Genomic DNA, 21778 nt, shown 5'->3' on the forward strand with positions numbered 1-21778 from the left:
TTTTTTTGCGAAAATATAAAGCCAAAAAAAAACATTATTTTTACCACAAATAGTAAAGCCATGCCTCTTTATAGAGATTTTTCTGATGAAAACGCTACCATTCTTGTCTGGAAATACGACGAGAATGAAGAACTAAATGCAGATGAACTTCTAGAACCTGAAAATGCCGAGAAAGTAAAAGATTATCATCCTAAAAAACTGTTGGAAGTGTTGATGGTGCGCAAACTTTTGAAAAGTTTAAAACCGAATTCCAAGATCTTATATCAAGAAAGAGAGCCTTATTTGTTTCCAAAAGATGCAGAAATTTCAATTACTCATTCTTTCCCTTTTGCAGCTATTGCAGTTTCAAAAAATAAAATAGGAATCGACCTTGAGAAATTTAACCCTAAAATTTTAAGGGTAATCGATAAATTTACCTACGAAAACGAACGTGGTTTTATTCCTTTTGATACTGAGGTGATTTTTTACACAATTATCTGGAGCGTGAAGGAAAGTATGTACAAAATACATCATTCTAAACACTGGTCTTTGAAAAAACATTACGAAGTAAGACCTTTTGAGTTGAAACATCTTCACAGCATTCGTTGCAGAGTTCACGACGATAAAATTTCAGATGAGTTGAAAGCGCGGGTAGAATTTTTCGACGAATACTGTTTTACGATTGTGGAGGAGTAGTTTCAGCTTTGTACTTTTCAATCACTTTTCTTTGCTCTTTTGCCACATCAAAAATCAGTTCCAAAACATCATGAATATTTTTGAGTTGGGTAAGATGAGAAATTTTCTCTGGATCTCGACGGTCGTAATGTTCGTTTTCCGAAAGTTCAATTTTTCTTTTGTTGAGCAAATCTTCAACAGAAGAATCTTCGGGCTCCAAACGGCTGTCCATTTTTAATGTTTCAGAAATTTTTTCGTCATTCAGCAGAGCAGCGGTTTTCTGCATTTCGGCTTCAATTTTTTTCGTCCAAGACTCAGTATCAATTTCAGGAAATTTTTTGTTGTTTTGAACATACTGTGAAAGCGAAGCTGTATAAGCCGTAATCAAATGAGATGTGGCCACAAATTGATGCACTACTTCTTGTTTTTTCTGCTGATTTTTAGGTTCAGAAATCATTCTTTGGAAACTGTCGGAAAGATTTGCCAAAGAAATGATGGCATTTTTTCTTTTTATTTTATAATCTTCCAAATCGTGGTTTTTGCTAGAAAATCTATCCATCACGGTGTGAAAATAGATAAGGTTAGAATCTGCAGATTTTTTCATTAAATCTAAATTCTGCGTATGTTCCCAAACAGGTAATATTAAATAGGAAACGATGAAACCAATAATTCCTGCAATTAAAGTATCCACAATTCTGTCTTTAAAAATAACATCTACATTGCCTGGATTTAGAAAGTTGAAGCTTAAGAAAATGTAAATCGTCATAAATAAGACTGCCCAAAAATATCTTCCTTTCAAAAAACTGAAGCATAAAATCATGCTAAAAAGCAAAATTCCGAGCAAAACTCCGTTGATGTGGATGAAATATAATATTCCGTAGGCAATAATGGCTCCTGCAACAGTTCCGTAAAATCTCAGGAGATTCCTTTGCTTGGTAATGGAGTAGGCGGGTTTCAAAATTGCTATGATGGTAATCAAAATCCAATACGTATGGCCAATCACTAAAAACGGAAGTAAAGACACCAAATATCCCATCAATAGTGCAGAAGTGATTCTTATGGCGTGTCTAAAGTGAGAAGATGATAATGAAAAATTACTTTTTAAAACCTTAAAATTGATTTTTTCTTCATTCGGCATAAATTTTTTCAAATCTAAACCTGTCGAAAGACTTTTTGCCAGTTTTACATTTTGTGAAAATACTTTGTAAATTTCTTCAATTTCCTTCGTTATTTCGTTGATGCGCAACATAATTTGCCTCAGAATCATAAAATTCTCAAGCGTTTCTGGGTTTAATGTGCGGTTTCTCAACTCGAAATATTGGATATTCAATTCTCGAGATTCTGCTTCCAAATCATTTACAGGTCTAGCTCTTACGCTGCTTTGCAGAGAAATTCCGATGTTGGTAAGTTCGTCTGAAAGAATATTTAGAAAATCATGAATTTTCACCAAAATAGTAGAATCTTCAAAACTTTCCTGAAGTTTTTTATAATCACTTTCTGAAGTCATAAGCTTTTCGTGCAAATCCATCGAGTTGAGGAAAGTAAGCATTAAAAGACGAGAAATTGTGGTAGATTCGTTTACAATCGTTCTTGTTTTGAAAACCGTTTCACGAGTTTCTTCCTGCAAATTTTTGATTCCGATTTGTTTGGCAATAACTTCGTTCGTTAGTTTATCAAAATCTGGATTTTTTTGATAATAATTGGCTTTAATTTTTAAAAATTCAGCCAATTGAAGATAATTTTCGCCAATCATCTGGCTTGCCAATTTATAGGGTTGAATGGTGGTAACAACTAAAAATATCAGCAAAAACCAAATACAGCCGGCTCCGAAAATGGCGAGACTCTTGAAAATATTTGCTCCAGTTAAATGTCCATCAATAAAGATGGCTAAAACAACCAATGATAACGAACCTACTGCAGCTAATCTTTGCCCATAAACGCCAATCATCGAAAAAAACATTCCGAAAACGACGATTTCTAGAAGAACGAGAGGTAAAATTCCTTTAACTAAACTTGCAATAAGCGCAACTACGACAAAGCAAAAAATAGCAAATGCAAGTGCATTTCTTCTTCGGATAAATGGCCCTGGTTGGTCGGTAAGTGCCACAAAACTGGTTCCGAGCGGAAAGAGAAAGTATTCTTTTAAAATACCAAAATGAGCGAGAACTAAACATGGAACAACCGTTGCCAAAGTAATGCGTATTGCGGAATACACATATTGGCTGGTAACAAATTTTTTAAGCTCCGAAGAATAGTTCATACTACAAAAGTAAGTGATATCTCTGAATTGAAGAGGTTTGTTTCTGCTTTAAATATTATTTTTTTGAAAAGTTTTTGTGACTTTAAATAATAATTTTTGTGCCTAAACAAAAAAAGCTCCAACTAAATTGGAGCTTTTTTATGATATAGAAATTATTTTTCTTAATAATCTACATTTTGAGTTTCAGAACCGATTTGCCATGTAAGACCAAAACGAAGCGTGTTATCTAATGCCGTGTTGATTTTAGACATGTTGATAAGGTAAGAAATATCTAACCCGAATGAACGGTATTTTAAACCAATACCTGCAGTTGCAAATTGTCTTGCTCCTTGCTCTTCACTTTCGTGGAAGTAACCTCCTCTTAAAGCAAAAGCATTGTCATAAGAATATTCTAATGCACCGCTGTACATAATAGAGTTCGGGTTGTTGAAAGATTTTCCGATACCCTGCATTACTCCAACGTTAGGAACTTGATACATGGGTTGTCTTGTATTTGGATCTGTTCCTACATATTCAGAACCTGGAACCAAGATTTTAGAACCTTCTACAGAAAGCCCTACTTTGTTCATGTCGTCAAAATACATATCGTAACCTACCCCTAATCTAGCCATTGTTGGTAGATAAGATCTAGATTCTTCGTTTCCTGTGTAATCTAATTTAGGACCAAGGTTTGTAACTGCAAAACCACCGTTTACTTTACCTTCATAATTTCCAAAAGCTTGAAATCTTGGTGAAGTATAGTAACCAGAAACGTCAACTGCAAAAGAGTTGGCTGGTTTTAAAGTTGTATCTGTATTGAAACCACCGGCTAAGTCTGAACGAATAAATCTACCAGTAACCGCCATTGAGTAAGAATCTGATAATTTAAGACCATACGCTACGTCAATCGAGAACTCGTTTGGTTTTGAAGTACCCATAGAAGTAACTTCGCTTCCTACCAACTGAGTAAGATGAACCTCTCCCATGTTAAAATAGTAGATACTTGCAGAGATAGTAGATCTTTCTTCTTGTCCTAAAAATTTATGAAAAGCGCCATATAGCAAAAATACGTCATTTGTAAGCTTGCTCATGTACGGTGTATAGTTCAAACCAATTGAAGAACTTGTTCTGCTGAAAGGATATTTAGCGGCATTCCAGAATTGAGAAAACGCGTCCGGTGAAGTTACCACCCCCTGATCTCCCATACCTCCTGATCTTGCATCCGGTGCTATTCTTAGGAAAGGTGCCCCTGTCAAAACAGGTCTTACCTGACTTAAATCTTGTGCGAAACTTAAAACGCCTGCACCTAAACCTAATCCTAAAAGCAGTTTAGTAGTTAAATTCATATGTTGTCTTTTATATATATTATCAGTTTTACAGATATTTTATGTTATAATTATATTTTTACTTCAAAAGTACCATTTTTTCTACAGCTGTAGCACTCCCTTTGCATTTTTCTTGATTTTGACTTTTTGCAAATATCTTAAAAATATACGTACCTTTTGCAACTGTATCACCAAAATCGTCTTTTCCGTCCCATTCAATTGCTTGTTTCGGTGTTCTATAGCCCTGTAGGAACGGTTCTGCAATTACCGCTGTAGAAATTGTTTTTACTAATTTTCCTGTAATTGTATAAATTTGAACATTCACATCTAAGATATCATCACAATTATGCTCAAAATGAATGTATGTTTTATTGGTAAAAGGGTTTGGCCAGTTCAACGGTCGGTTGATTACTAAATGTTGATCAGACTCATCCTTCACCTCAAAGTTTAACGTAGACGTGGTCGAATTATTGTTGATATCCCAAACTTTAAAGGTAAGTTGATGTTGGCCAACCGATAGATTTCTGAAAGGATATGTTACATTCCCTTTTTGGAATTCTGCCAAAGCAGGATTTATACAGCCATTTCCTTCTCCAGATGCATAGAAATCATTCAGAACAACCGTGTTGATGATTTGGCCATCAAGATAGGTAGTAATATCGTGGCCTACTCCCGAACCTGTTGAATTGATTCCTGTATCATCTGTTAAACAAGCCAAAAGAGTAGGGTTTTGATTGGTGATCCCTCCGTTTGCAAAATTGGTGTTGTTCATATACAATTTCACTTTTGGCGGTTCGTTGTCGTTAATACCGTTTGGATTAATATCTCCTACTTGTACAGCTTGGTTATTGAAAACGTCTGTTGACTTATTGTCTGCATATCCTAAAATTCTTCCTTCTCCTACCGTATAATTTATATCTTTTGGAACGTAGAATTCTACTGTAAACTGCCCGTTTGTTGCAATACCGGAAGCTTTTACAATAGCACTTCCTTCTTCTGTATAATTTAGAATTGGTGTTAATTGACCAGGGTTGTTTAGAGTGCTTTTATTTAGCTTTTTATCAAAAATATTGATTACAACACGGCCATTAAAAGTTGTGTTAACTGTTCCATTGCTATTATTAATATGACCCTTGATTTTTACAAAGTCTAAACCTCTAATTAGTCCCGGAACTGGAGTTTCGATATTATCAATTACAAGTAATCTTTTCGGTCTGCTCAATTTCATGGCTGGATCTCCCAAAAAGTTTACTTTAAAGTGGTTTGGATCGTTAGGTTTTAATTTTTTAGCAATTAAATGAGCATTTCCTATCGTGATAAAATCATCACTTGTTAATCTGAACATTTCTTTGGTAAACAAGTCTGTAAAATCAATACCATATCCTACACCTACTGCTCGGCTCGAAGTAATCATAGAAGCGGGACCTCCTTGTTTTAGCTTAATCAACTGCTCGCCTGCAGAGAAAGTAGAAGGTTCATCCCATAAAGTAAATTCACACGTAATGGTAGATACAAATGGAAATCTGCTGTATATGTTTGAAAAATTATTAGCTGCCTGAATTTCGGTAGTGGTAAAAACTCTTTCTTGAGCCCAACCGTTGATACCTCCATGCCCGAAATAGAATAAATATAAACTATTTCCCATATCATTTGAAATAGCTTGGTTTACCTGCGGATATCTTCTTCCTCCTGCTGTACTTTGCCCTTGGTAAGAATCTAAATATAATTTTCTAACGTTATATTCTCTTAAATTTGTACTTGCAGGAACTTCAAAAACATTTTTCAATGTATTGTTCATTACCGTATGGAATGGCGCACCTCCCTCATTATCATCATCAACAACAAAGTCTAGTTTCATTTTCCATTCCCCGAAAGAATTGGATTGCCCCGGTAAAGAGTTGTAATATGCCAATGTTTTGTCTATCATATTGGCTGCTTCTGTGGCATTAGATGCAGGAAGTCTTCCAATTGGTAAGTCGGGTAGGCTGCTTGTGATAATTGTATTGGTTTGCGGAGTCGTCATTACAAAATAATCGTCGGTAACGAAAGAGCTTACAAAATCAGCAGATTCTTCACTTTCATACGTGGAGATAATATTGTTGTTGTTTTGTACTCTGTTTTTATAGTCGTACGAAGCATCTCCTAAGATAAATACATATTTCAATCTTCCAGTAGGGGTATTTAGCTTAGTAATGAAATCTCTAATTGCTGTAATATCTCTGCTTCCGCTTCCAAATTCGTTGTAAATTTTTGCAGGATCTACTATTTGAACATTGAAATTGTTTGTGGTTTGATGATAGTTTGCCAATCTTTGTGCTTGTCCCATCAATTCTGGAGTAGCCAAGATTAAGTAATCTACGTTTTGCATAGAAGATAAATCTTGATTGGCAACTCTTTCTACAAACTGAGGAGCGAAAGCTGCATCTGCTTTAAATGCCACAAACTCGTTGTTGAAGTATAGATTCGATGTATTGTAAGCAAAATCAAAAGCTCCAGAAGCAGTAGATTTGTTTACTCTTCTGTTGGCATTGGTAATATCTGTAACGTCCCAAACTTGCTCCATTCCAGAGGTGTTGCTTATCCCAAATCCGTAGGTTGTATTAGAACCGCTTTGTAGAGAAAAGTCTCTGAAATTCATTTGCGCACCATTGTACTTCAAGTCTTCCTTGTATTGCACTTCAAGATAATCGTAATGGAAGACTCCGTTAGGATTAGTACTTATATTGGGAAGATAATTAAAGGTTATTTGGTTTCCGCTGATGTTAGATAATGTACCGGCATATCTTAAAGAGTAAAAGTCGTATGCATAATACTGAGAATTTACAGGCACACTTATAGTTAACGGATTTTGGTTGTTAACATTAAATGTAACACTGTTTTGCTGAGAATATAAGCCTACAACCTGAGTTCTATATCGAATTATGTCTCCTCCCTGAATTGGTGATTTTGTTGTAATTGTTACCGCCTTATCTGTGGTGAAAGGAGTTTGTTCTGTCCAGATTCTCCCTACCTTCAACAGGTTTTTTTCATCATTATTGATTACTTGATAATCGTCGTATCTTGTAATTAATGGGGTGGAAGGAAGATTCACATCTACATTCTGAACTCTCTTACCAGCTCCTTTATCGAAAGTGATATAATAATAGGAATAATCTTCATAAATATTTTTTACACCATTACTTCTATCAACTCTAGTATCGGTTCTTTTATAACCGTTTCCGTTTGTATTATCATAAAGATTATACCCATTAGGACCTTGTGCATAGAACAGGGCATAATCGCTATCATGCCATACATTATCTTCTTCTCCTACAACTTGAATAGCATTTTCTTGTAGCGCACTGTATTTAGTATCTTGGTTAAATTCCGGAAGCATTACACCACCGTTACCATAAACTCTGAAATTTTTTGGGTTTACATTCGAAGGATTAATTCCAATATCTCTTAAGAACTGAGCCGAGATTTTGAAAATTCCAGATTTATCAACCTTAATCTTATAAAAAGTTCCTGTAGAAAGAGGGTTTGTGGTAGAGCCTACTTTTGCTGTTACCAAATTGGTAGAGCTATTGTCTTCAGAAATTTGAAATGATGATAATCTTTGTACGCTTCCGTTAATTCTTTTAAATAAAGAGATGTTGTAACCAGCGTATCTTTCTCCTTCAAGAGTATAATAAGTAACATCGGCAATTTCGTAATCCGGAATTTGCATTGGGGTAAGCTCGAAAAGGTCTTTCGGAGAAACGTTTTCCCACTGCAGATTAGAGATTCTTATTTTGTTGGCTCCTGTTTTTATTTTATCATGAATAAAGATGTTATTATGGCTAAAGGAAAAACCTTCATTCTTAAAAGAAGGAAGTACTTTTTTTACATCACCAAAGCTTTCCGTTTTTGAGCCGTTCCATTCGATGGCGACACGTTGAGCCTTAATTGTAATAGTAAGGGAGAAAATAGATAGTAGAATAAATTTCAGTCTCATGTTTTTATCTGAATTTCTGAATTACAAAATAAATGAAAATTTTATAATTAGATAGCGTACAATAAAATTAATTTCATATCGTTTTTCAAAAAAATCAATTCTTTGTTTGATTTATTGAATAATTTACTTTTCTTTGTACTTTGAATAATATTTATATCGACTATGAAAAAACTAAAGTTGTTTTCATTAATAGCATTGAGTTCTACACTTGCATTAACCAGTTGTGGTGGTTCGGGTACCGGTAAAGGAGGCGGTACGAAAAGTTTTGTCTCTAAAACAGGTTGGAAACCAAACGATAAATCGGGTTGGTTTTTCGCAGGAAAGCAACAAGAGCAGAAGGGATGGCCGGGAATGGTATATGTAGAAGGTGGAACTTTTACAATGGGATTAGTGAAAGATGATGTAATGCACGATTGGAATAACTCGCCACGCAGAATGCAGGTAAGTTCTTTCTTTATCGGTGAAACAGAAATTACTAACTACGAATACCGTGAGTATATTACATGGTTGAAGTATGTGTTCCCACCAAGTGATCCTAGTTTTAAGGAGATCTACAATGGTGCGTTGCCAGATACTTTATTGTGGGATAACAAGCTTTCTAGAAATGATTTCAACGAAACTTATTTCAGAGATGCTAATTATGACTATTACCCAGTAGTAGGAGTAGCTTGGTCTCAGGCAAATAGATATTGTGAATGGTTGACAGACAGAGCAAATGAGAAAGCATTAATGAATGCAGGTATCATTGCTAAAGATTTATATGAAAACGAATCAAATAACCAAGGTGGTACAGCTTTCAATATGGATAAATTCAAATCGAATGATCCAGAAATGCAAGGCTATATCAATGAGCAAAGAAGACAGCAAAAAACTGGTATCAAAACAACAAACCAGAGATTAATTGCTGCAAACAGAGCTCCTGGTGCAGATATGGTAACAAAATTCAGACTTCCTACAGAGGTTGAATGGGAGTACGCAGCTTTAGCAATGGAGAAAAACAGAGAGTACAACATGTACACTGGTAAAACTCCAGAGATTGAAAAACTTAGAGGCACTAAAGGAAAAGACAAAGGTATGCTCCTTGAAAACTTCAAACAAGGACAGGGTGACTACTCTGGTCCTGCAGGTTGGAAAAACGACGGTTCAGCTAAAACTTCAGACGTAAGACAATATCCTTCAAATGCTTTAGGTATTTATGGTATGTTTGGTAACGTTGCAGAATGGACTGCTGATGTCTACAGACCAATCATCGATGATGAATACAGTGATTTCAACTACTACAGAGGTAATGCTCCTCAAGCTATCGTAAGAAACGGAGACGGTACTTACCAAATGGTAGACGAAACAAACATTAAATATGATACTTTAAAAGATGGTAGATTAGTGGCAAGAAACTTGCCTGGTCAATACTCTAGAGAAACTCTTGCAAACTATGCAAACTTTAGAGATGGAGACAGACAATCATCTCTTAATTATAGAAACGCAGGAGATTCTGCTGCTGCTTACAACATGTATAACGGAGTTAAGAAAAACTTCTTTGTAGATGCAAACGGTAGAGTTAAAATCCAAAAAGATGGAGCGCAAAGAACAACTCATATCAACAACGAAATTAGAGTAGTGAAAGGTGGTTCTTGGCAAGATTCAGCGTACTGGTTAGATCCAGGACAAAGAAGATACAAAGCTGAAAACTCTGGATATGGATGGATCGGATTCCGTGTAGCACAGGATGCGACTTCTAAAAATAAAGGTAGAACGAGAAGATAATTTATTATCAAAATATTATGCAAAAAAACCTTCTGAATTTTCAGAAGGTTTTTTATTTTTGAACTATGAATGTACAAGAATTTTATCAGATATATTTAAAGTCTAATAAAGTAACGATCGACAGTCGAAAAGTAGGTCTGAACGATATTTTCTTCGCCTTTTCAGGTGAAAACTTTAATGCCGCAAAACTTGCAGAAGATGCTGTTGAAAAAGGCGCTTTAGCGGTAATTGTAGAGCAACAAGACTATGCAAAGCCAGACAAAAATATTTTTTATGTAGAATCTACTTTAGAGTTTTTGCAGAAACTGGCTATTCATCATCGAAGTCAATTGCAAATTCCTATGATTGGTCTTACAGGAAGTAATGGTAAAACAACGACAAAAGAAATTATTCATGCAGTGTTGTCTGAAAAATTTAATGTGCAATATACCTTTGGAAATCTTAATAATCACATCGGGGTTCCTTTAACGATTCTTTCGATTCGCGATGAACACGAAATGGCTGTTGTAGAAATGGGCGCCAATCATCAAAAAGAGATTGAACTGCTTTGCTCAATTGCGAAACCCAACATTGGCTACATTACCAACTTTGGAAAAGCACATTTAGAAGGTTTCGGTGGCTTTGAAGGTGTAATTAAAGGGAAATCTGAGTTGTATGATTATCTTAAAAATAATCAGCAAACTATTTTGGTGAATCAAAATGATCCAATTCAGATGGAAAAAACAGAAGGATATTCGCCAATTATCAGTTTTGGGAAAGAAAGTTCAGATTATCAGTTCGAATTATTTTCTTCTGAGCATTTTGTGGGATTAGATTTCCAAGGCAAAAAAGCAACTTCTAAACTTACCGGTGAGTATAACTTTACCAATCTTTGTGCAGCTGCAAGTTTAGGTTTTCATTTCGGAATCGAATTTGAAAAAATAAAACACGCCGTAGAAAATTATACGCCAACGAACATGCGTTCTCAAGTTATGCAAAAAGAGGGCAGAACTTTGGTTTTGGATACGTACAATGCCAATCCAAGTTCTATGACGGCTTCTCTTCATAATTTTAAAACATTTGAAGGTTCAAAAACTATCGTAATCGGAGATATGCTTGAATTGGGTGAAGAAAGCGAAAAAGAGCATAAAAATATTCTAGACTTAGCAAAAAGTCTAAACTTCGACCAAATAATTACAGTTGGAGCACAGTTTAAAAAAGTAAATCTTTCCAATGAAGCATTCAATAATACAGCTGAACTTATTGAATATCTTTCCGAAAGCAAAATTTCTTCGGATAATATTCTTTTGAAGGCCTCAAGAGGAATTGCTTTAGAAAAAGCTCTCGATTTTATTTAGATTTCGATTCTTTAAAATCAGATAAAATCAATTTAATATTTTTGAAAGTGCTTGGGAAAACTTCTTCTGTTATTTTTGCGTCGTTTTTCCAGGCAACTTCAGTAATTCCCTCTTCAATCTGAGGTTTTGAGGTGTCTTCACCATCAAAAAACATTTCAAACCAATGCGTGTATTTTAAAACGCGGTCGCCGTTTCTTTCGATGTAAATATGATACGTTGTATTGATGAAGTCTTTTAAAACTACATTTCTAAGGCCGGTTTCTTCCTCGATTTCTCTAATAGCAGATTCTTCACGAGATTCTCCTTTCTCCATTTTACCTTTTGGAAGGTCCCATTTTCCTAATCTTTTAATAAAAAGAATTTCGCCAGAAGCATTGTTTACAATACCTCCCGCTGCTTCTATCTTTCTAAATAGTTTGTTGAATTCTTCCCAAAGTAAATCTAAATCTTCAAAAAAAACATTCAATTCTGAGGTTGATGTATTCTGAAGTAAATCCAACGCAATTTCTAGTGTGGTAGAGTTTTCGTAACTAATGGTTTTTTCTAAGTTTTGAGAATTCTTAGAGAGTAATAATTTTTTTTCGTTGACAAAAACTTTATACATTTGTAATAATTTAAATACAAAAATAAAAAATGAATTTAGAAGGACGAAAAATAATCGTTAATAAATCTGCTAAAGAGCTTTCTGAACTCTTAAAAACTCCGGATAATTACAAACAATTTATGCCAGATGGTCTACAGAAGTTTGAAAGTCGTGAAGACGGTTTCAAATTCGGACTTCAAGGAATGCCTGAAATTGCTTTGAAAATTGATGAAGTAACAGATACAAAAGCTGTTTTGAAATCTGCAAGTTCTAGTTTAGAATTCGCGCTTACTGCAGCTTTGAATCCTTTAAACGAAAATCAAACCGAGGTGCATATGTTGTTTGAAGGGAAATTTAACCCTTTCATAAAAATGATGGTTGAAAAGCCTTTGCAAAATTTTATCAATACACTTACCGATAAAATCGAAACATACAAATAAAGAAAAACCTTCAGTAATGAAGGTTTTTTTATGCGATAACACCAGAGCTGTGGTCTTTTGAACTTCCAGTTGCTGAGCTTAAGACATTAATTTCGTTATTCTGTCTTAAAACTCCCATAAAAGCGAAAATGAGCGCTTCTTTGAAGTTGATAATCTCTTTGCTCGGAATAATAATTTCTGTGGAAGTATGAGCTTGTATTCTTTTAATTAAGAATTGGTTATACGTTCCGCCACCAGTAAAAAGTACATTTTTCAGTTGATTTTCGTTAAAAACTTTTGAAATTTGATATGCAGCGTGCTCTGTAATCGTGGCAATTGATGTTTGTGCATCGTATTTTTTCAGCAAAGGAAAAATATTTTCAAAGCACCATTCAATTCCGAGAGATTTTGGAGGTTGTTGTTGATAGAATTCTAGAGAATTAAGCTGTTGTAAAAGTTCAGAATTTATGGTTCCCGTTCTTGCTAGATTTCCGTTTTCATCGTATTTTTTGCCAAATTCTAAAGAAAGTTGGTTCAAAATAATATTTACAGGGCAAATATCAAAGGCAATTCTTTTATCATTTTTTTTGAAAGAAATATTAGAAAATCCTCCAAGATTTAGGCAGGCTTCATATTCAGAAAAAAGAAGTTCGTCGCCAATGGGAACTAGAGGAGCGCCATTTCCACCCATTAAAACATCCTGACTTCTGAAATCGTATATCGTAGGAATGGATGTTTCAAGTTTAAGGGCTCTTCCATCTCCAATTTGAAGGGTAAATTTTCTTTTTGGTTGGTGAAAAACAGTGTGGCCATGAGAGGCAATCAAATCAATATTTTTAATTTTTTTTGAATTTAAAAAATCATTGACTGTTTTTCCTAAATAGAAACCGTAATCTGCATGTAAAGCTAAAAGGTTTTCAGAAGAAAGCGAAACTGCATTTCGAAGATTTTCTTCCCATTGTTCGGGATACGGAACTGTTTCTGCTTCAAGAATCTGAAAATTCCAGCGGTTTTCAGTTTTTTCAAACTGAGCAATGCAAATGTCAAGACCGTCAAGACTGGTTCCAGACATTAAACCAAGGGCAATAGTTTTCATTGTGGTTTTTGAACAAGTTTGCTTTGGCTTACATCCAGATCTCCAGAATTTTTAAAGAAAGTATACTCTGAAAAGTCGTCTTTGGCAGTCATTCCGTTTGCGTGTACCAAAACAGAACCATCGGGCATTGTTGCGAAAACCGTATCACGTGTATAAATTCTTTGCTTTTTTTGATCCCAATAAACACTTTGCGTTACGAATCTTCTTCCTTCATTGGTGGTAATTCTTACATCGCCTTTTGCTTCGTAGAATTTTTTATATTCAAAAATTCTCGCATATTTTGCAGTGATTACTCCTGGTTTTGGATTTTTCTTGTCGAAGAATTCAATCTTAATGCCTTTTTTAGCTACCACATACGGACTGTCGATTAGTTCATATTTCTCAATAATAGCAGCGTGTGCTTTTAGAGTAATAAAACCAGAGTCTCTCTGAATAATATTAGCATTATTGATGATTTGCGAAGGGAAGTTTTTGTTTTCTGAGCCTTTTTTCTTGGTTAAATCTTCTTCGCAAGAAGTGAATATAAAAAATATAGCACAACTGAAAAGGTATGCTATATTTTTAAATTGTATATTTTTAAGAAAAATCATTCTTAGTTATATAAGCTCTTTCTGAACCACTTATCAGCAAAGTTGAAACCAACTTTCAAATTGATGTAATTTTGTCTGATTAGGTTGTCGTTGAGTGTTCCTCTTTTTCCTGCTTCAATTCCTAATTCTAATCCGCTCATTCTCTGAATGTTGCTAGATTTGAAAGGAAGAAGCACTCCAGCTGAAATTCCGTATCTGTTGATATTGTTTCCGTAAATATTTAGACCTCCTCTTTCGTAGAAAGCTCCGTAACGGTACACCACTCTCGAGAAATAATTTCTAAAGTTGTTGTAGTTGGGAAGGTACCATCCACCGGCAGAAATTTTATAAGTATCTTGGAAATCGTATGTTTTTCCGAAATAGGAAACAGTTTCACCTTTTTTGTAATCTACCTGAGCAGAAACAAACCACTCGTTTTCGCTTCCGTATCCAGCTCCTATTGATGCTTGTAGCGGAAGAAGATTTTTCGAAGAAGTGTTTTTTTGCTCAATAATAGTTTCACCTAGCTTTGTATCTCCTGTTGTATAATAATAAGTACTGTTTTTGTAGTCAGTAGTAATATTACTTGTATTTCCAAAAGTAGCTGTAGCTCCTAAAGTAAGTTTTTTATCAGAAGAAGGATTTAAGTGTTGATAACTTGTCCCTAAAGTAAAGTTGAAGTTTTTGATACTGTTTTTAGTCTCGTAACCATTGATAAACTCTGCATTGGTAGCAGTAAATTCATTAACGTCATAAAGATTTCCAAAATAGAAATTGGCTCTTGCACCAACCGAGAAACCAGAACCTACATTGTAAGAAACTGCTGCTTGTGCTGTACTCAAAGTACCTTTACCTGTAAATCTGTTAGCATAAGTGATGGTCTCATTTGTCTGCTGGTTGGTAACAGTTTGCGTTTGGATAAGGTCGTAACTTTTTGAGCTATACGGTTGATATAGAAAACCCATTTTCACTTTTGATGAAATAGGAAATGCAAGCGAAATATTAGATAAATACGTAGAATGTTTTGTAGACTTTGTATTATTATTGTTCGTTTTAAAGTAATTATTTTCGTTTGTAGCCTCCAATTTAATACTGGTTAAACCAAAATTTGTGTTGTTTGCAGGGTTTGCGAAATTAAAATTACTGGTAAAATCACTGATATATGCAGTTGAAATACCTCCCATTGAAGAGGTTTCGATCGTATTATCATACTTTACATCTCCGATTCCGTAAGTTGCGTAAGGCGAGTTGCTTATACTCTGCGCGTTAAGGAAATATCCCACCGAAATGAATGATAGTACAAAGATTTTTTTCATTCTAGATTTTTAAAATAATGCGCAAATATCTTAAATATTAATGAATTGTAAAAATTAAACGTGGTTAAAGTTTGTTAAGGGACTTGATTAATGAATTGTCTTTAATGAATTGGGTTTGCCATCGATTTTTATTATTTTTTTTTAAAATTCTTAAAGACATAAGAAAAAAGTGATTTTAGGCTTAAAAATTTGTAAAATTTATGATTTATAATAATCACAGTTCTCTTACGCGGTTTCCCACATCCATCAAAATTATTTATCTTTGAGGCATGAATTGGGAGAACATCGCAGGACAAAAAAATCTAAAAAAACTGCTTCAGGAAAGCATCGCAGACAATAGAGTAAGCCATGCACAGCTTTTTGTAGGGAAGGAAGGTTACGGAACTCTTCCGCTTGCTTTGGCTTATGCAAAAGAGATTCTCAAAGGCGAAAGTGAACACGCGGCGCCAAAAGTAGACCACTTGAATCACCTCGATTTGCATTTTTGTTTCCCCGTTTTTACCGAAAAAAATAATTCTTTAAGCAAAAAAAACTTCGAAGAATTCAGACAAATGATTTTAAACTCTCCGTATTCAAATTTTGATGATTGGAGTAGCATTTTAGAGTCTGAAAACAAACAATTGTTTATTTCAGCTGATGAAATGGACGAGCAGAACCAAAAATTCGCGCTCAAAAGTTTTGAAGGAGGAACAAAGATTTTAATTGTTTGGAGAGCCGATAAAATGAATATTTCGGCAGCCAATAAGTTTTTAAAATTTTTAGAAGAACCACCTGCAAAAACATTAATTCTGCTTACCGCAGAAAATATTGATGATATTCTTCCTACTATTTTATCGCGTACACAAATTATCGATGTGCCAAGAATTGAAGATGAAGAGCTTCTTTCTCACCTTAAAAATGAATTAAATATTGCTGATGAAAAAGCAAACGAATTGATTCATCAATCACAGGGAGATTTAAATGAAGCTTTGAAATTGTTGAACTCTCAGAATAAAAACAGTGATTTTGAAAGTCTTTTTGTACAATGGGTGAGAGATGCTTTTATGGTAAAGAAAAAGCCGGAATATCTTAAATCGATTATTCATTGGGCGAGAGAAGTAGCGTCTTGGAACCGTGAAAAACAAAAGAATTTTTTAAATTATTGTTCAGAGATTTTCCGTTTAGCGATGTTGCAGAATTATGGTTCACAAGAATTGGTCTACAAGAAAATTGATGCGAATGGTTTTAACTGGAATGGCTTCTCAAAATACATTAGCGGAGCGAATATTGTATCGATTTTGGAAGAAATTAATGAAGCAGACCATCATTTAACCCGAAATGGAAATCCTAAAATTGTATGGACAGATTTAGGGATTAAATTATCGAGATATATACATAAAAATTAATTAAACAATTTAAAATCAAATATTTATAGGTTTTCATTGCGTGTGAAAACCTTTTTTTATTCTCAAAATTTCAGATGAATATTAATTATTTATTAAAATTAAATTAAAAATTCAATCAAACGTTTGATTTTTTCAAAAACCTGATGTATCTTTGCACTCGAAAAATACAAAACAATGATTTCGAAAGAAGAAAATATTTTATTCGCCGCCGAAGAACTTTTTGCAGAGCATGGCTTCGAAGGTACTTCTACCAGAGAGATTGCGAAGGCAGCCAATGTAAATATCTCGATGATTTCTTACTACTTTGGTTCTAAAGAGAAGCTTTACGAGAAATTGGTAGAATATCGTATGACAGAAGGGCGTTTCTTTTCCCAAGATATTTTAGAGCGCACCGATATTAATGAATGGCAGAAGATTGAAAAAATTGTAGACCAGTTCTCTAATAAAGTAAGAACACAGAAATGTTTCTACAGAATTATGCAGAGAGAGCAACTTCATACAAAAACGCCACAGATTGTAGAATTTTTGAAGCAGACCAAACTTAGTTTCATCTCAATGTATTCTAAAATACTTGAAGCTGGTTTACAAAAAGGAATTTTTACTAAAAACCCACCTATATATCTGCTGCATTCTACCGTGAGCGGAACTTTATTTTATGGTTCTAATGGTATAGAAATGTACAAAGAGTTTTTAGAAAACACAGATTCAGACGAAGAATTCGAAGATCGATTTTACGGCGAACTTAATAAACATATTAAACATATATTAAAAGACCTTTTAGGTTATGAAGACAATAAATAATACGGTAATTGCAGCAGTTTTCTTTGCAGGAATAGCAACTTTCAGTGCACAGGAAAAGAAAATGCTTACCCTTGATGAGGCTGTACAACTGGGAATCCAAAACAGTAAAAGTCTCAAAATAGATGCTGCTAAAATAGAAGAGGCTACAGCAGATCTCCTTGAAGCAAAAAACAGACAGCTTCCCGATTTAAAAGTTTCTGCAAGCTACATGTATCTTCCTTTTGCACCCAATATCAATATTAAACTTCCCGGAGTTTCTGCAGAAGGTGGTCCAAAAGTAAACCAGGTTGCTTTTGGTTCGGCAAATCTTTCGCTTCCTTTATACAGCGGCGGTAGAATTAAATACGGAATTGAATCTGCTAAATATTTGGTTGAAGCTTCAAAACTAACTACAGAAAATGACAAAGTAGCAATTGCTTACAACGTTGCACAAGCGTACAATAATTTGTTTAAAGCAAGTCAATCAATTAAAGTTTTAGAAGAAAATCTTACGGCGTCTACGAAAAGAGATGAGACTTTCTTAAAGCTAGAAAATAATGGTGTAATTGCTAGAAACGACCGTTTAAAGGCAAATTTGCAGACTTCTAATATTGAATTACAACTTTTGGAAGCTAAAAACAATTACAACATCGCCAATATAAATATGGATCTTTTGTTGGGATTGCCTGAAACTACTGAAATTGAGGTAGATTCAGACTACATCAACGAAATGCAGGTCGTGAAAACGGTAGATTACTATCTGAACACGGCGCAGCTCAACAGAAAAGATTTGCAAGCGCTTCAACAGCAAAGAAAAGCTGCTTCTTTAGGTACAAAAGCCGCAAAAGCAGAAAATTTACCATCAATTGCATTAACAGGAGGTTATGTTGCAGCAGATGTTCCTAAGTTTTTCACGATGTATAATGCAGTGAATGTTGGGTTAGGAATTCAGTACAACCTTTCCAACTTATGGAAGAAAAATTCTTCGTTGCAACAATCTCAAGCTAGAGAAAAACAACTTTCTGCTACCGATGAAATGTTGAATGACAATATTAAACTTGAAGTAAACAGAGAATATCAAAACGCGGGTTACTACAAACAAAGAATCGCTGTTTTCGAAAAATCTTCTGTTCAAGCCAACGAAAATTACAGAATTACAAAAAATAAATACGACAACGGTCTTGCGACAATGACAGATCTTTTGGAAGCCAATGCGGCACAAATTACTGCATCTGTTGGCGTAATTAATGCAAAAGCGGATGCTGCTTTGGCGTATAGAAAACTACTTCAGACTACAGGAACTTTAACGAATAATTAATAAAGAACTCAATACCCAAAATGGAAAATAATACAACACAGAATACTGAACCTAAAAAGAAAAAAAGTTTAGTTTTCCCAATCATACTTGCTGTAGTACTTATTGGTGGAGGTACTTATGCCTACAAAACTTACACTTACGGACAAACGCATGAGGAGACAGACGATGCTCAGATTTCTTCCAATGTGGCGCCAGTTATTTCGAAAATTTCTGGTTACGTTACCGAAGTAAAAGTAAAAGATAACCAATTTGTAAAGAAAGGAGATACGCTTGTTATTTTAGATAGCAGAGACCAAAAAATGGCTCTTGCACAAGCAGAAGCAGCTTTGGCTACAGCAAAAAGCAATATTTCTAATGCCCAAGCTTCTACAACAGCAACTTCTAAAAATATAGGTTCGTCTCAAGCGGCAGTTACAACAGCCAATGCACAAATTGAGGCTGCAAAAGTAAATGTTTGGAAAACTGGACAAGATTTAAAGAGATATTCGGTTTTGGTAAAAGACCACTCGATTACAGAGCAACAATATGAACAGGCTTTGGCAGCAAAACAATCTGCAGACAGACAATTGCAGGTTTTAATTGACCAAAGAAATCAAATTGCACAGCAAACTTCTATCGCTTCTTCGCAAACAGCGGCAAGTTCACAACAAATTAGCGTGGCTAGTTCTGTAGCAAAACAAAGAGAAGTAGATGTAGAAAATGCAAAACTGAATCTTTCTTACACCGTAATTACAGCTCCAGAAGATGGTTACGTAGGGAAAGTTCCTACACAGGCAGGGCAGTTTTTACAAGCAGGAACTCAACTTTTTGCTTTGGTGAAAAACGACCAGAAATGGATTGTTGCCAACTTTAAAGAAACTCAGGTTGACAAAATGGTTGAAGGACAGAAAGTAAAAATCGAAATCGATGCTTTTCCAGACAAAGAATTTGAAGGAGTTGTAAGCTCTTTCTCTCCTGCTACAGGTGCTTCTTTCTCTATTCTTCCTCCGGATAACGCAAGTGGAAACTTCGTAAAAGTAGTACAAAGACTTCCTGTGAAAATTGATTTTGTAAATCTTGACAAAGAAGTTGCAAAAAGATTAAGAACAGGTTTAAACGTAAAAGTTGAAGTTTCTTTAAAATAATATTGAAACAAGTGAATTGTCGATTTTGCAGAGGATAGTCAATGATATGATGTAGATTAATGTTGAGGAATAATGAAGCAGATTTTAGCAGAAAAAATAATGAAGTGGAATGATGTTGAAGAAAAAAATGAAGTCCAAGAAAATGCAGATAGAAAAACTGACGAAAAAGTTGAAGAACAATCGATAATTCGCTTTTCTTTAATGTAACAATCTACCAATATTTAAGGGTTGGTAAACGGTTACACTGAACATTGGTAAATTAAAATGATGTTACATTAATTAAATTAATAATTTAAAAATTAAATGCAAGATTCATTAGTAGAATACGGAGCCAGAAGGGTAATCATTACGATTACAGCGATTCTCTGTGCACTGCTTGAGATTGTAGACTCTACCATTGTAAACGTTGCTTTGCACGACATGCAAGGTAACATGGGAGCTACACTATCTGAAGTAGGATGGGTAATTACGGCTTATGCAATCGGGAACGTTATTATTGTACCGATGACGAGCTGGCTTTCGCAACAATTTGGGCGTAGAAATTATTTTGCAGCGTCTATTATTATATTTACCATCTGTTCTTTTCTTTGCGGAAATGCAACCAACATTTGGGAACTCGTTTTCTTTAGATTGATGCAGGGAATTGGTGGTGGAGCACTTTTGGTAACTTCACAAACCATTATTACAGAATCTTATCCTTTGGAAAAGAGAAGTATGGCGCAAGCAATTTATGGTTTAGGAGTAATTATTGGCCCAACTTTAGGTCCGCCATTGGGAGGTTATATCGTAGATAATTACAGTTGGCCGTATATTTTTTACATTAATATTCCAATTGGGATTGCGGCAACATTAATGACGCTACAATTTGTAAGAAGTCCAAAATATGCAGAGAAAAGAAAAGCTTCAGATGTAGATTTCTTAGGGATTATACTCTTGGCAATTACCGTAGGTTCGTTACAGTTTATTCTGGAAAGAGGGCATGAAGAGGACTGGTTTGAAAGTGGAATGATTGTGTTCTTTACTGCAGCCGCTATTTTAGGATTTATTTTATTTCTGTGGCGCGAACTCACCTATAAATATCCCATTGTGGAACTCCGGGTTTTAAAGAACGGAAATCTTAGAATTGGTACTATTATGTCCTTTGTTTTAGGGTTTGGTTTGTATGGTTCTACTTTTGTTGTTCCTTTATATACACAAAGTATTTTGGGTTGGACGGCACTTCAGTCGGGAGCTTTAATGATTCCTGCAGCTTTAACCACCGCATTTATGATGCCGATTATTGGTAAACTTTTAACCAAAGGAGCAAAACAGCAGATTTTGGTAGCACTCGGTTTATTAATTTTCTTCATTTACAGTTTTTGGGGATATAAAATTTTAACACCCGATACGAGTAAAGAAGCTTTCTTTTGGATGCTAATTGTGAGAGGAGCAGGACTTGGTTTATTGTTCATCCCAATTACATCATTGTCATTAAGTACTTTGAAAGGACAGGAAATCGGACAAGGAGCCGCATTTACAGGGATGATGAGACAGCTTGGTGGTTCTTTCGGTATTGCTGCAATTACAACATTTATTGCCAATGAAAGTCAGAAACATAGGATAAATCTTTTATCACATTTAGATGCAAACAGTTTTAATGTACAGCAAAGATTGCAAGGTTTAAAAGCAAACTTCATGTCAAAAGGGATGGCTTCTGATGTGGCAGAAAAATCTGCGTATAAAATTCTGGACCTTTCGGTAACGAAGCAGGCTGCGGTTTTATCTTACATGGATGTTTTCCTTTATCTTGGAGTAATCTTTTTGGTTTGTATTCCTTTCATTCTATTTGTAAGAGAAAGAAAGAGCAAAGAAAAAATCGATTTAAGCGAAGCAATGCATTAATAAAAAGAGTCC

17 protein-coding genes are annotated in these 21778 nt (G+C 34.8%); 10 read left to right on the top strand and 7 right to left on the bottom strand.

Annotation, left to right across the window (positions count from 1 at the left end):
- Window positions 1-60 precede the first annotated feature (60 nt).
- The gene (locus AC2A1D_RS09005) at window positions 61-675 is read left to right on the top strand and encodes a 4'-phosphopantetheinyl transferase family protein (protein WP_484043297.1); all 615 of its coding nucleotides are present in this window, start codon (window positions 61-63) and stop codon (window positions 673-675) included.
- On the opposite strand, the gene AC2A1D_RS09010 is transcribed toward AC2A1D_RS09005, so the two are convergent.
- The 3 genes from AC2A1D_RS09010 to porU form a co-directional block, all read right to left on the bottom strand.
- Window positions 656-2914, bottom strand: a complete 2259-nt coding sequence (locus tag AC2A1D_RS09010) for an FUSC family protein (protein WP_484043298.1) — start codon at window positions 2912-2914, stop codon at window positions 656-658. The genes AC2A1D_RS09005 and AC2A1D_RS09010 overlap by 20 nt on opposite strands.
- 161 nt (window positions 2915-3075) lie before the next feature.
- Window positions 3076-4239, bottom strand: a complete 1164-nt coding sequence (porV, locus tag AC2A1D_RS09015; RefSeq protein WP_484043299.1) for a type IX secretion system outer membrane channel protein PorV — start codon at window positions 4237-4239, stop codon at window positions 3076-3078.
- Window positions 4240-4297: 58 nt separating this feature from the next.
- Entirely contained in the window at window positions 4298-8194 is a 3897-nt protein-coding gene (gene porU / locus AC2A1D_RS09020; protein WP_484043300.1) for a type IX secretion system sortase PorU, read from the bottom strand.
- A gap of 162 nt (window positions 8195-8356) precedes the next feature.
- Here porU and gldJ point away from each other — a divergent pair, with 162 nt between their 5' ends.
- Both gldJ and AC2A1D_RS09030 read left to right on the top strand, forming a co-directional pair.
- Window positions 8357-9958: a gliding motility lipoprotein GldJ gene (gene gldJ / locus AC2A1D_RS09025; protein ID WP_484043301.1), complete on the top strand. Its 1602-nt coding sequence runs from the start codon at window positions 8357-8359 to the stop codon at window positions 9956-9958.
- A 65-nt stretch (window positions 9959-10023) separates the two neighbouring features.
- Window positions 10024-11295 carry a UDP-N-acetylmuramoyl-tripeptide--D-alanyl-D-alanine ligase gene (locus tag AC2A1D_RS09030; protein WP_484043302.1) on the top strand — a complete coding sequence of 424 codons (1272 nt, stop codon included), beginning with the start codon at window positions 10024-10026 and terminating at the stop codon, window positions 11293-11295.
- On the opposite strand, the gene AC2A1D_RS09035 is transcribed toward AC2A1D_RS09030, so the two are convergent.
- Window positions 11288-11899 carry an NUDIX hydrolase gene (locus AC2A1D_RS09035; RefSeq protein WP_484043303.1) on the bottom strand — a complete coding sequence of 204 codons (612 nt, stop codon included), beginning with the start codon at window positions 11897-11899 and terminating at the stop codon, window positions 11288-11290. The genes AC2A1D_RS09030 and AC2A1D_RS09035 overlap by 8 nt on opposite strands.
- Before the next feature lie 29 nt (window positions 11900-11928).
- Between AC2A1D_RS09035 and AC2A1D_RS09040 the strand changes: the two genes are divergently transcribed.
- Complete coding sequence (locus tag AC2A1D_RS09040; RefSeq protein ID WP_484043304.1) at window positions 11929-12318, top strand: SRPBCC family protein; 390 nt, start codon at window positions 11929-11931, stop codon at window positions 12316-12318.
- A gap of 28 nt (window positions 12319-12346) precedes the next feature.
- Here the strand turns inward: AC2A1D_RS09040 and AC2A1D_RS09045 are convergent, their stop codons facing one another.
- From AC2A1D_RS09045 to bamG, 3 genes are read right to left on the bottom strand one after another with little or no spacing between them, the layout of a single operon-like run.
- Window positions 12347-13393, bottom strand: coding sequence for an anhydro-N-acetylmuramic acid kinase (locus tag AC2A1D_RS09045; protein WP_484043305.1), 1047 nt, complete (start codon window positions 13391-13393; stop codon window positions 12347-12349).
- Complete coding sequence (gene lptC, locus AC2A1D_RS09050; RefSeq protein ID WP_484043306.1) at window positions 13390-13983, bottom strand: LPS export ABC transporter periplasmic protein LptC; 594 nt, start codon at window positions 13981-13983, stop codon at window positions 13390-13392. Before lptC ends, AC2A1D_RS09045 begins: the two co-directional genes overlap by 4 nt.
- A gap of 2 nt (window positions 13984-13985) precedes the next feature.
- Complete coding sequence (gene bamG, locus AC2A1D_RS09055) at window positions 13986-15278, bottom strand: BamG family beta-barrel-assembly machinery protein (protein WP_484043307.1); 1293 nt, start codon at window positions 15276-15278, stop codon at window positions 13986-13988.
- A gap of 269 nt (window positions 15279-15547) precedes the next feature.
- On the opposite strand from bamG, the gene AC2A1D_RS09060 reads away from it, so the two are divergent.
- The 6 genes from AC2A1D_RS09060 (at window position 15548) to AC2A1D_RS09085 (ending at window position 21766) form a co-directional block, all read left to right on the top strand.
- Complete coding sequence (locus AC2A1D_RS09060) at window positions 15548-16663, top strand: DNA polymerase III subunit (protein ID WP_484043308.1); 1116 nt, start codon at window positions 15548-15550, stop codon at window positions 16661-16663.
- A gap of 174 nt (window positions 16664-16837) precedes the next feature.
- A complete protein-coding gene (locus AC2A1D_RS09065) occupies window positions 16838-17464 on the top strand; it encodes a TetR/AcrR family transcriptional regulator (protein WP_484043309.1) in 627 nt (208 codons plus the stop codon).
- Window positions 17448-18761 (top strand): TolC family protein, encoded by a 1314-nt coding sequence (locus AC2A1D_RS09070; protein WP_484043310.1) that lies wholly within the window; start codon window positions 17448-17450, stop codon window positions 18759-18761. Before AC2A1D_RS09065 ends, AC2A1D_RS09070 begins: the two co-directional genes overlap by 17 nt.
- A gap of 20 nt (window positions 18762-18781) precedes the next feature.
- Window positions 18782-19885 (top strand): HlyD family secretion protein, encoded by a 1104-nt coding sequence (locus AC2A1D_RS09075; RefSeq protein WP_484043311.1) that lies wholly within the window; start codon window positions 18782-18784, stop codon window positions 19883-19885.
- Between the two features lie 72 nt (window positions 19886-19957).
- Window positions 19958-20092 carry a hypothetical protein gene (locus AC2A1D_RS09080; RefSeq protein ID WP_484043312.1) on the top strand — a complete coding sequence of 45 codons (135 nt, stop codon included), beginning with the start codon at window positions 19958-19960 and terminating at the stop codon, window positions 20090-20092.
- A 96-nt stretch (window positions 20093-20188) separates the two neighbouring features.
- Window positions 20189-21766, top strand: a complete 1578-nt coding sequence (locus AC2A1D_RS09085) for a DHA2 family efflux MFS transporter permease subunit (RefSeq protein WP_484043313.1) — start codon at window positions 20189-20191, stop codon at window positions 21764-21766.
- The last annotated feature ends 12 nt before the right edge of the window (window positions 21767-21778 follow it).

This window comes from Chryseobacterium sp. HNCC26DJ239 (assembly GCF_057180445.1).

What these genes read in the sequence shown, in the direction of transcription:
- AC2A1D_RS09005 (WP_484043297.1), top strand. Translation starts at nt 61, where the DNA reads ATGCCTCTTTATAGAGATTTTTCTGATGAAAACGCTACCATTCTTGTC.
- AC2A1D_RS09010 (WP_484043298.1), bottom strand. Translation starts at nt 2,914, where the DNA reads ATGAACTATTCTTCGGAGCTTAAAAAATTTGTTACCAGCCAATATGTG.
- porV (WP_484043299.1), bottom strand. Translation starts at nt 4,239, where the DNA reads ATGAATTTAACTACTAAACTGCTTTTAGGATTAGGTTTAGGTGCAGGC.
- porU (WP_484043300.1), bottom strand. Translation starts at nt 8,194, where the DNA reads ATGAGACTGAAATTTATTCTACTATCTATTTTCTCCCTTACTATTACA.
- gldJ (WP_484043301.1), top strand. Translation starts at nt 8,357, where the DNA reads ATGAAAAAACTAAAGTTGTTTTCATTAATAGCATTGAGTTCTACACTT.
- AC2A1D_RS09030 (WP_484043302.1), top strand. Translation starts at nt 10,024, where the DNA reads ATGAATGTACAAGAATTTTATCAGATATATTTAAAGTCTAATAAAGTA.
- AC2A1D_RS09035 (WP_484043303.1), bottom strand. Translation starts at nt 11,899, where the DNA reads ATGTATAAAGTTTTTGTCAACGAAAAAAAATTATTACTCTCTAAGAAT.
- AC2A1D_RS09040 (WP_484043304.1), top strand. Translation starts at nt 11,929, where the DNA reads ATGAATTTAGAAGGACGAAAAATAATCGTTAATAAATCTGCTAAAGAG.
- AC2A1D_RS09045 (WP_484043305.1), bottom strand. Translation starts at nt 13,393, where the DNA reads ATGAAAACTATTGCCCTTGGTTTAATGTCTGGAACCAGTCTTGACGGT.
- lptC (WP_484043306.1), bottom strand. Translation starts at nt 13,983, where the DNA reads ATGATTTTTCTTAAAAATATACAATTTAAAAATATAGCATACCTTTTC.
- bamG (WP_484043307.1), bottom strand. Translation starts at nt 15,278, where the DNA reads ATGAAAAAAATCTTTGTACTATCATTCATTTCGGTGGGATATTTCCTT.
- AC2A1D_RS09060 (WP_484043308.1), top strand. Translation starts at nt 15,548, where the DNA reads ATGAATTGGGAGAACATCGCAGGACAAAAAAATCTAAAAAAACTGCTT.
- AC2A1D_RS09065 (WP_484043309.1), top strand. Translation starts at nt 16,838, where the DNA reads ATGATTTCGAAAGAAGAAAATATTTTATTCGCCGCCGAAGAACTTTTT.
- AC2A1D_RS09070 (WP_484043310.1), top strand. Translation starts at nt 17,448, where the DNA reads ATGAAGACAATAAATAATACGGTAATTGCAGCAGTTTTCTTTGCAGGA.
- AC2A1D_RS09075 (WP_484043311.1), top strand. Translation starts at nt 18,782, where the DNA reads ATGGAAAATAATACAACACAGAATACTGAACCTAAAAAGAAAAAAAGT.
- AC2A1D_RS09080 (WP_484043312.1), top strand. Translation starts at nt 19,958, where the DNA reads ATGAAGCAGATTTTAGCAGAAAAAATAATGAAGTGGAATGATGTTGAA.
- AC2A1D_RS09085 (WP_484043313.1), top strand. Translation starts at nt 20,189, where the DNA reads ATGCAAGATTCATTAGTAGAATACGGAGCCAGAAGGGTAATCATTACG.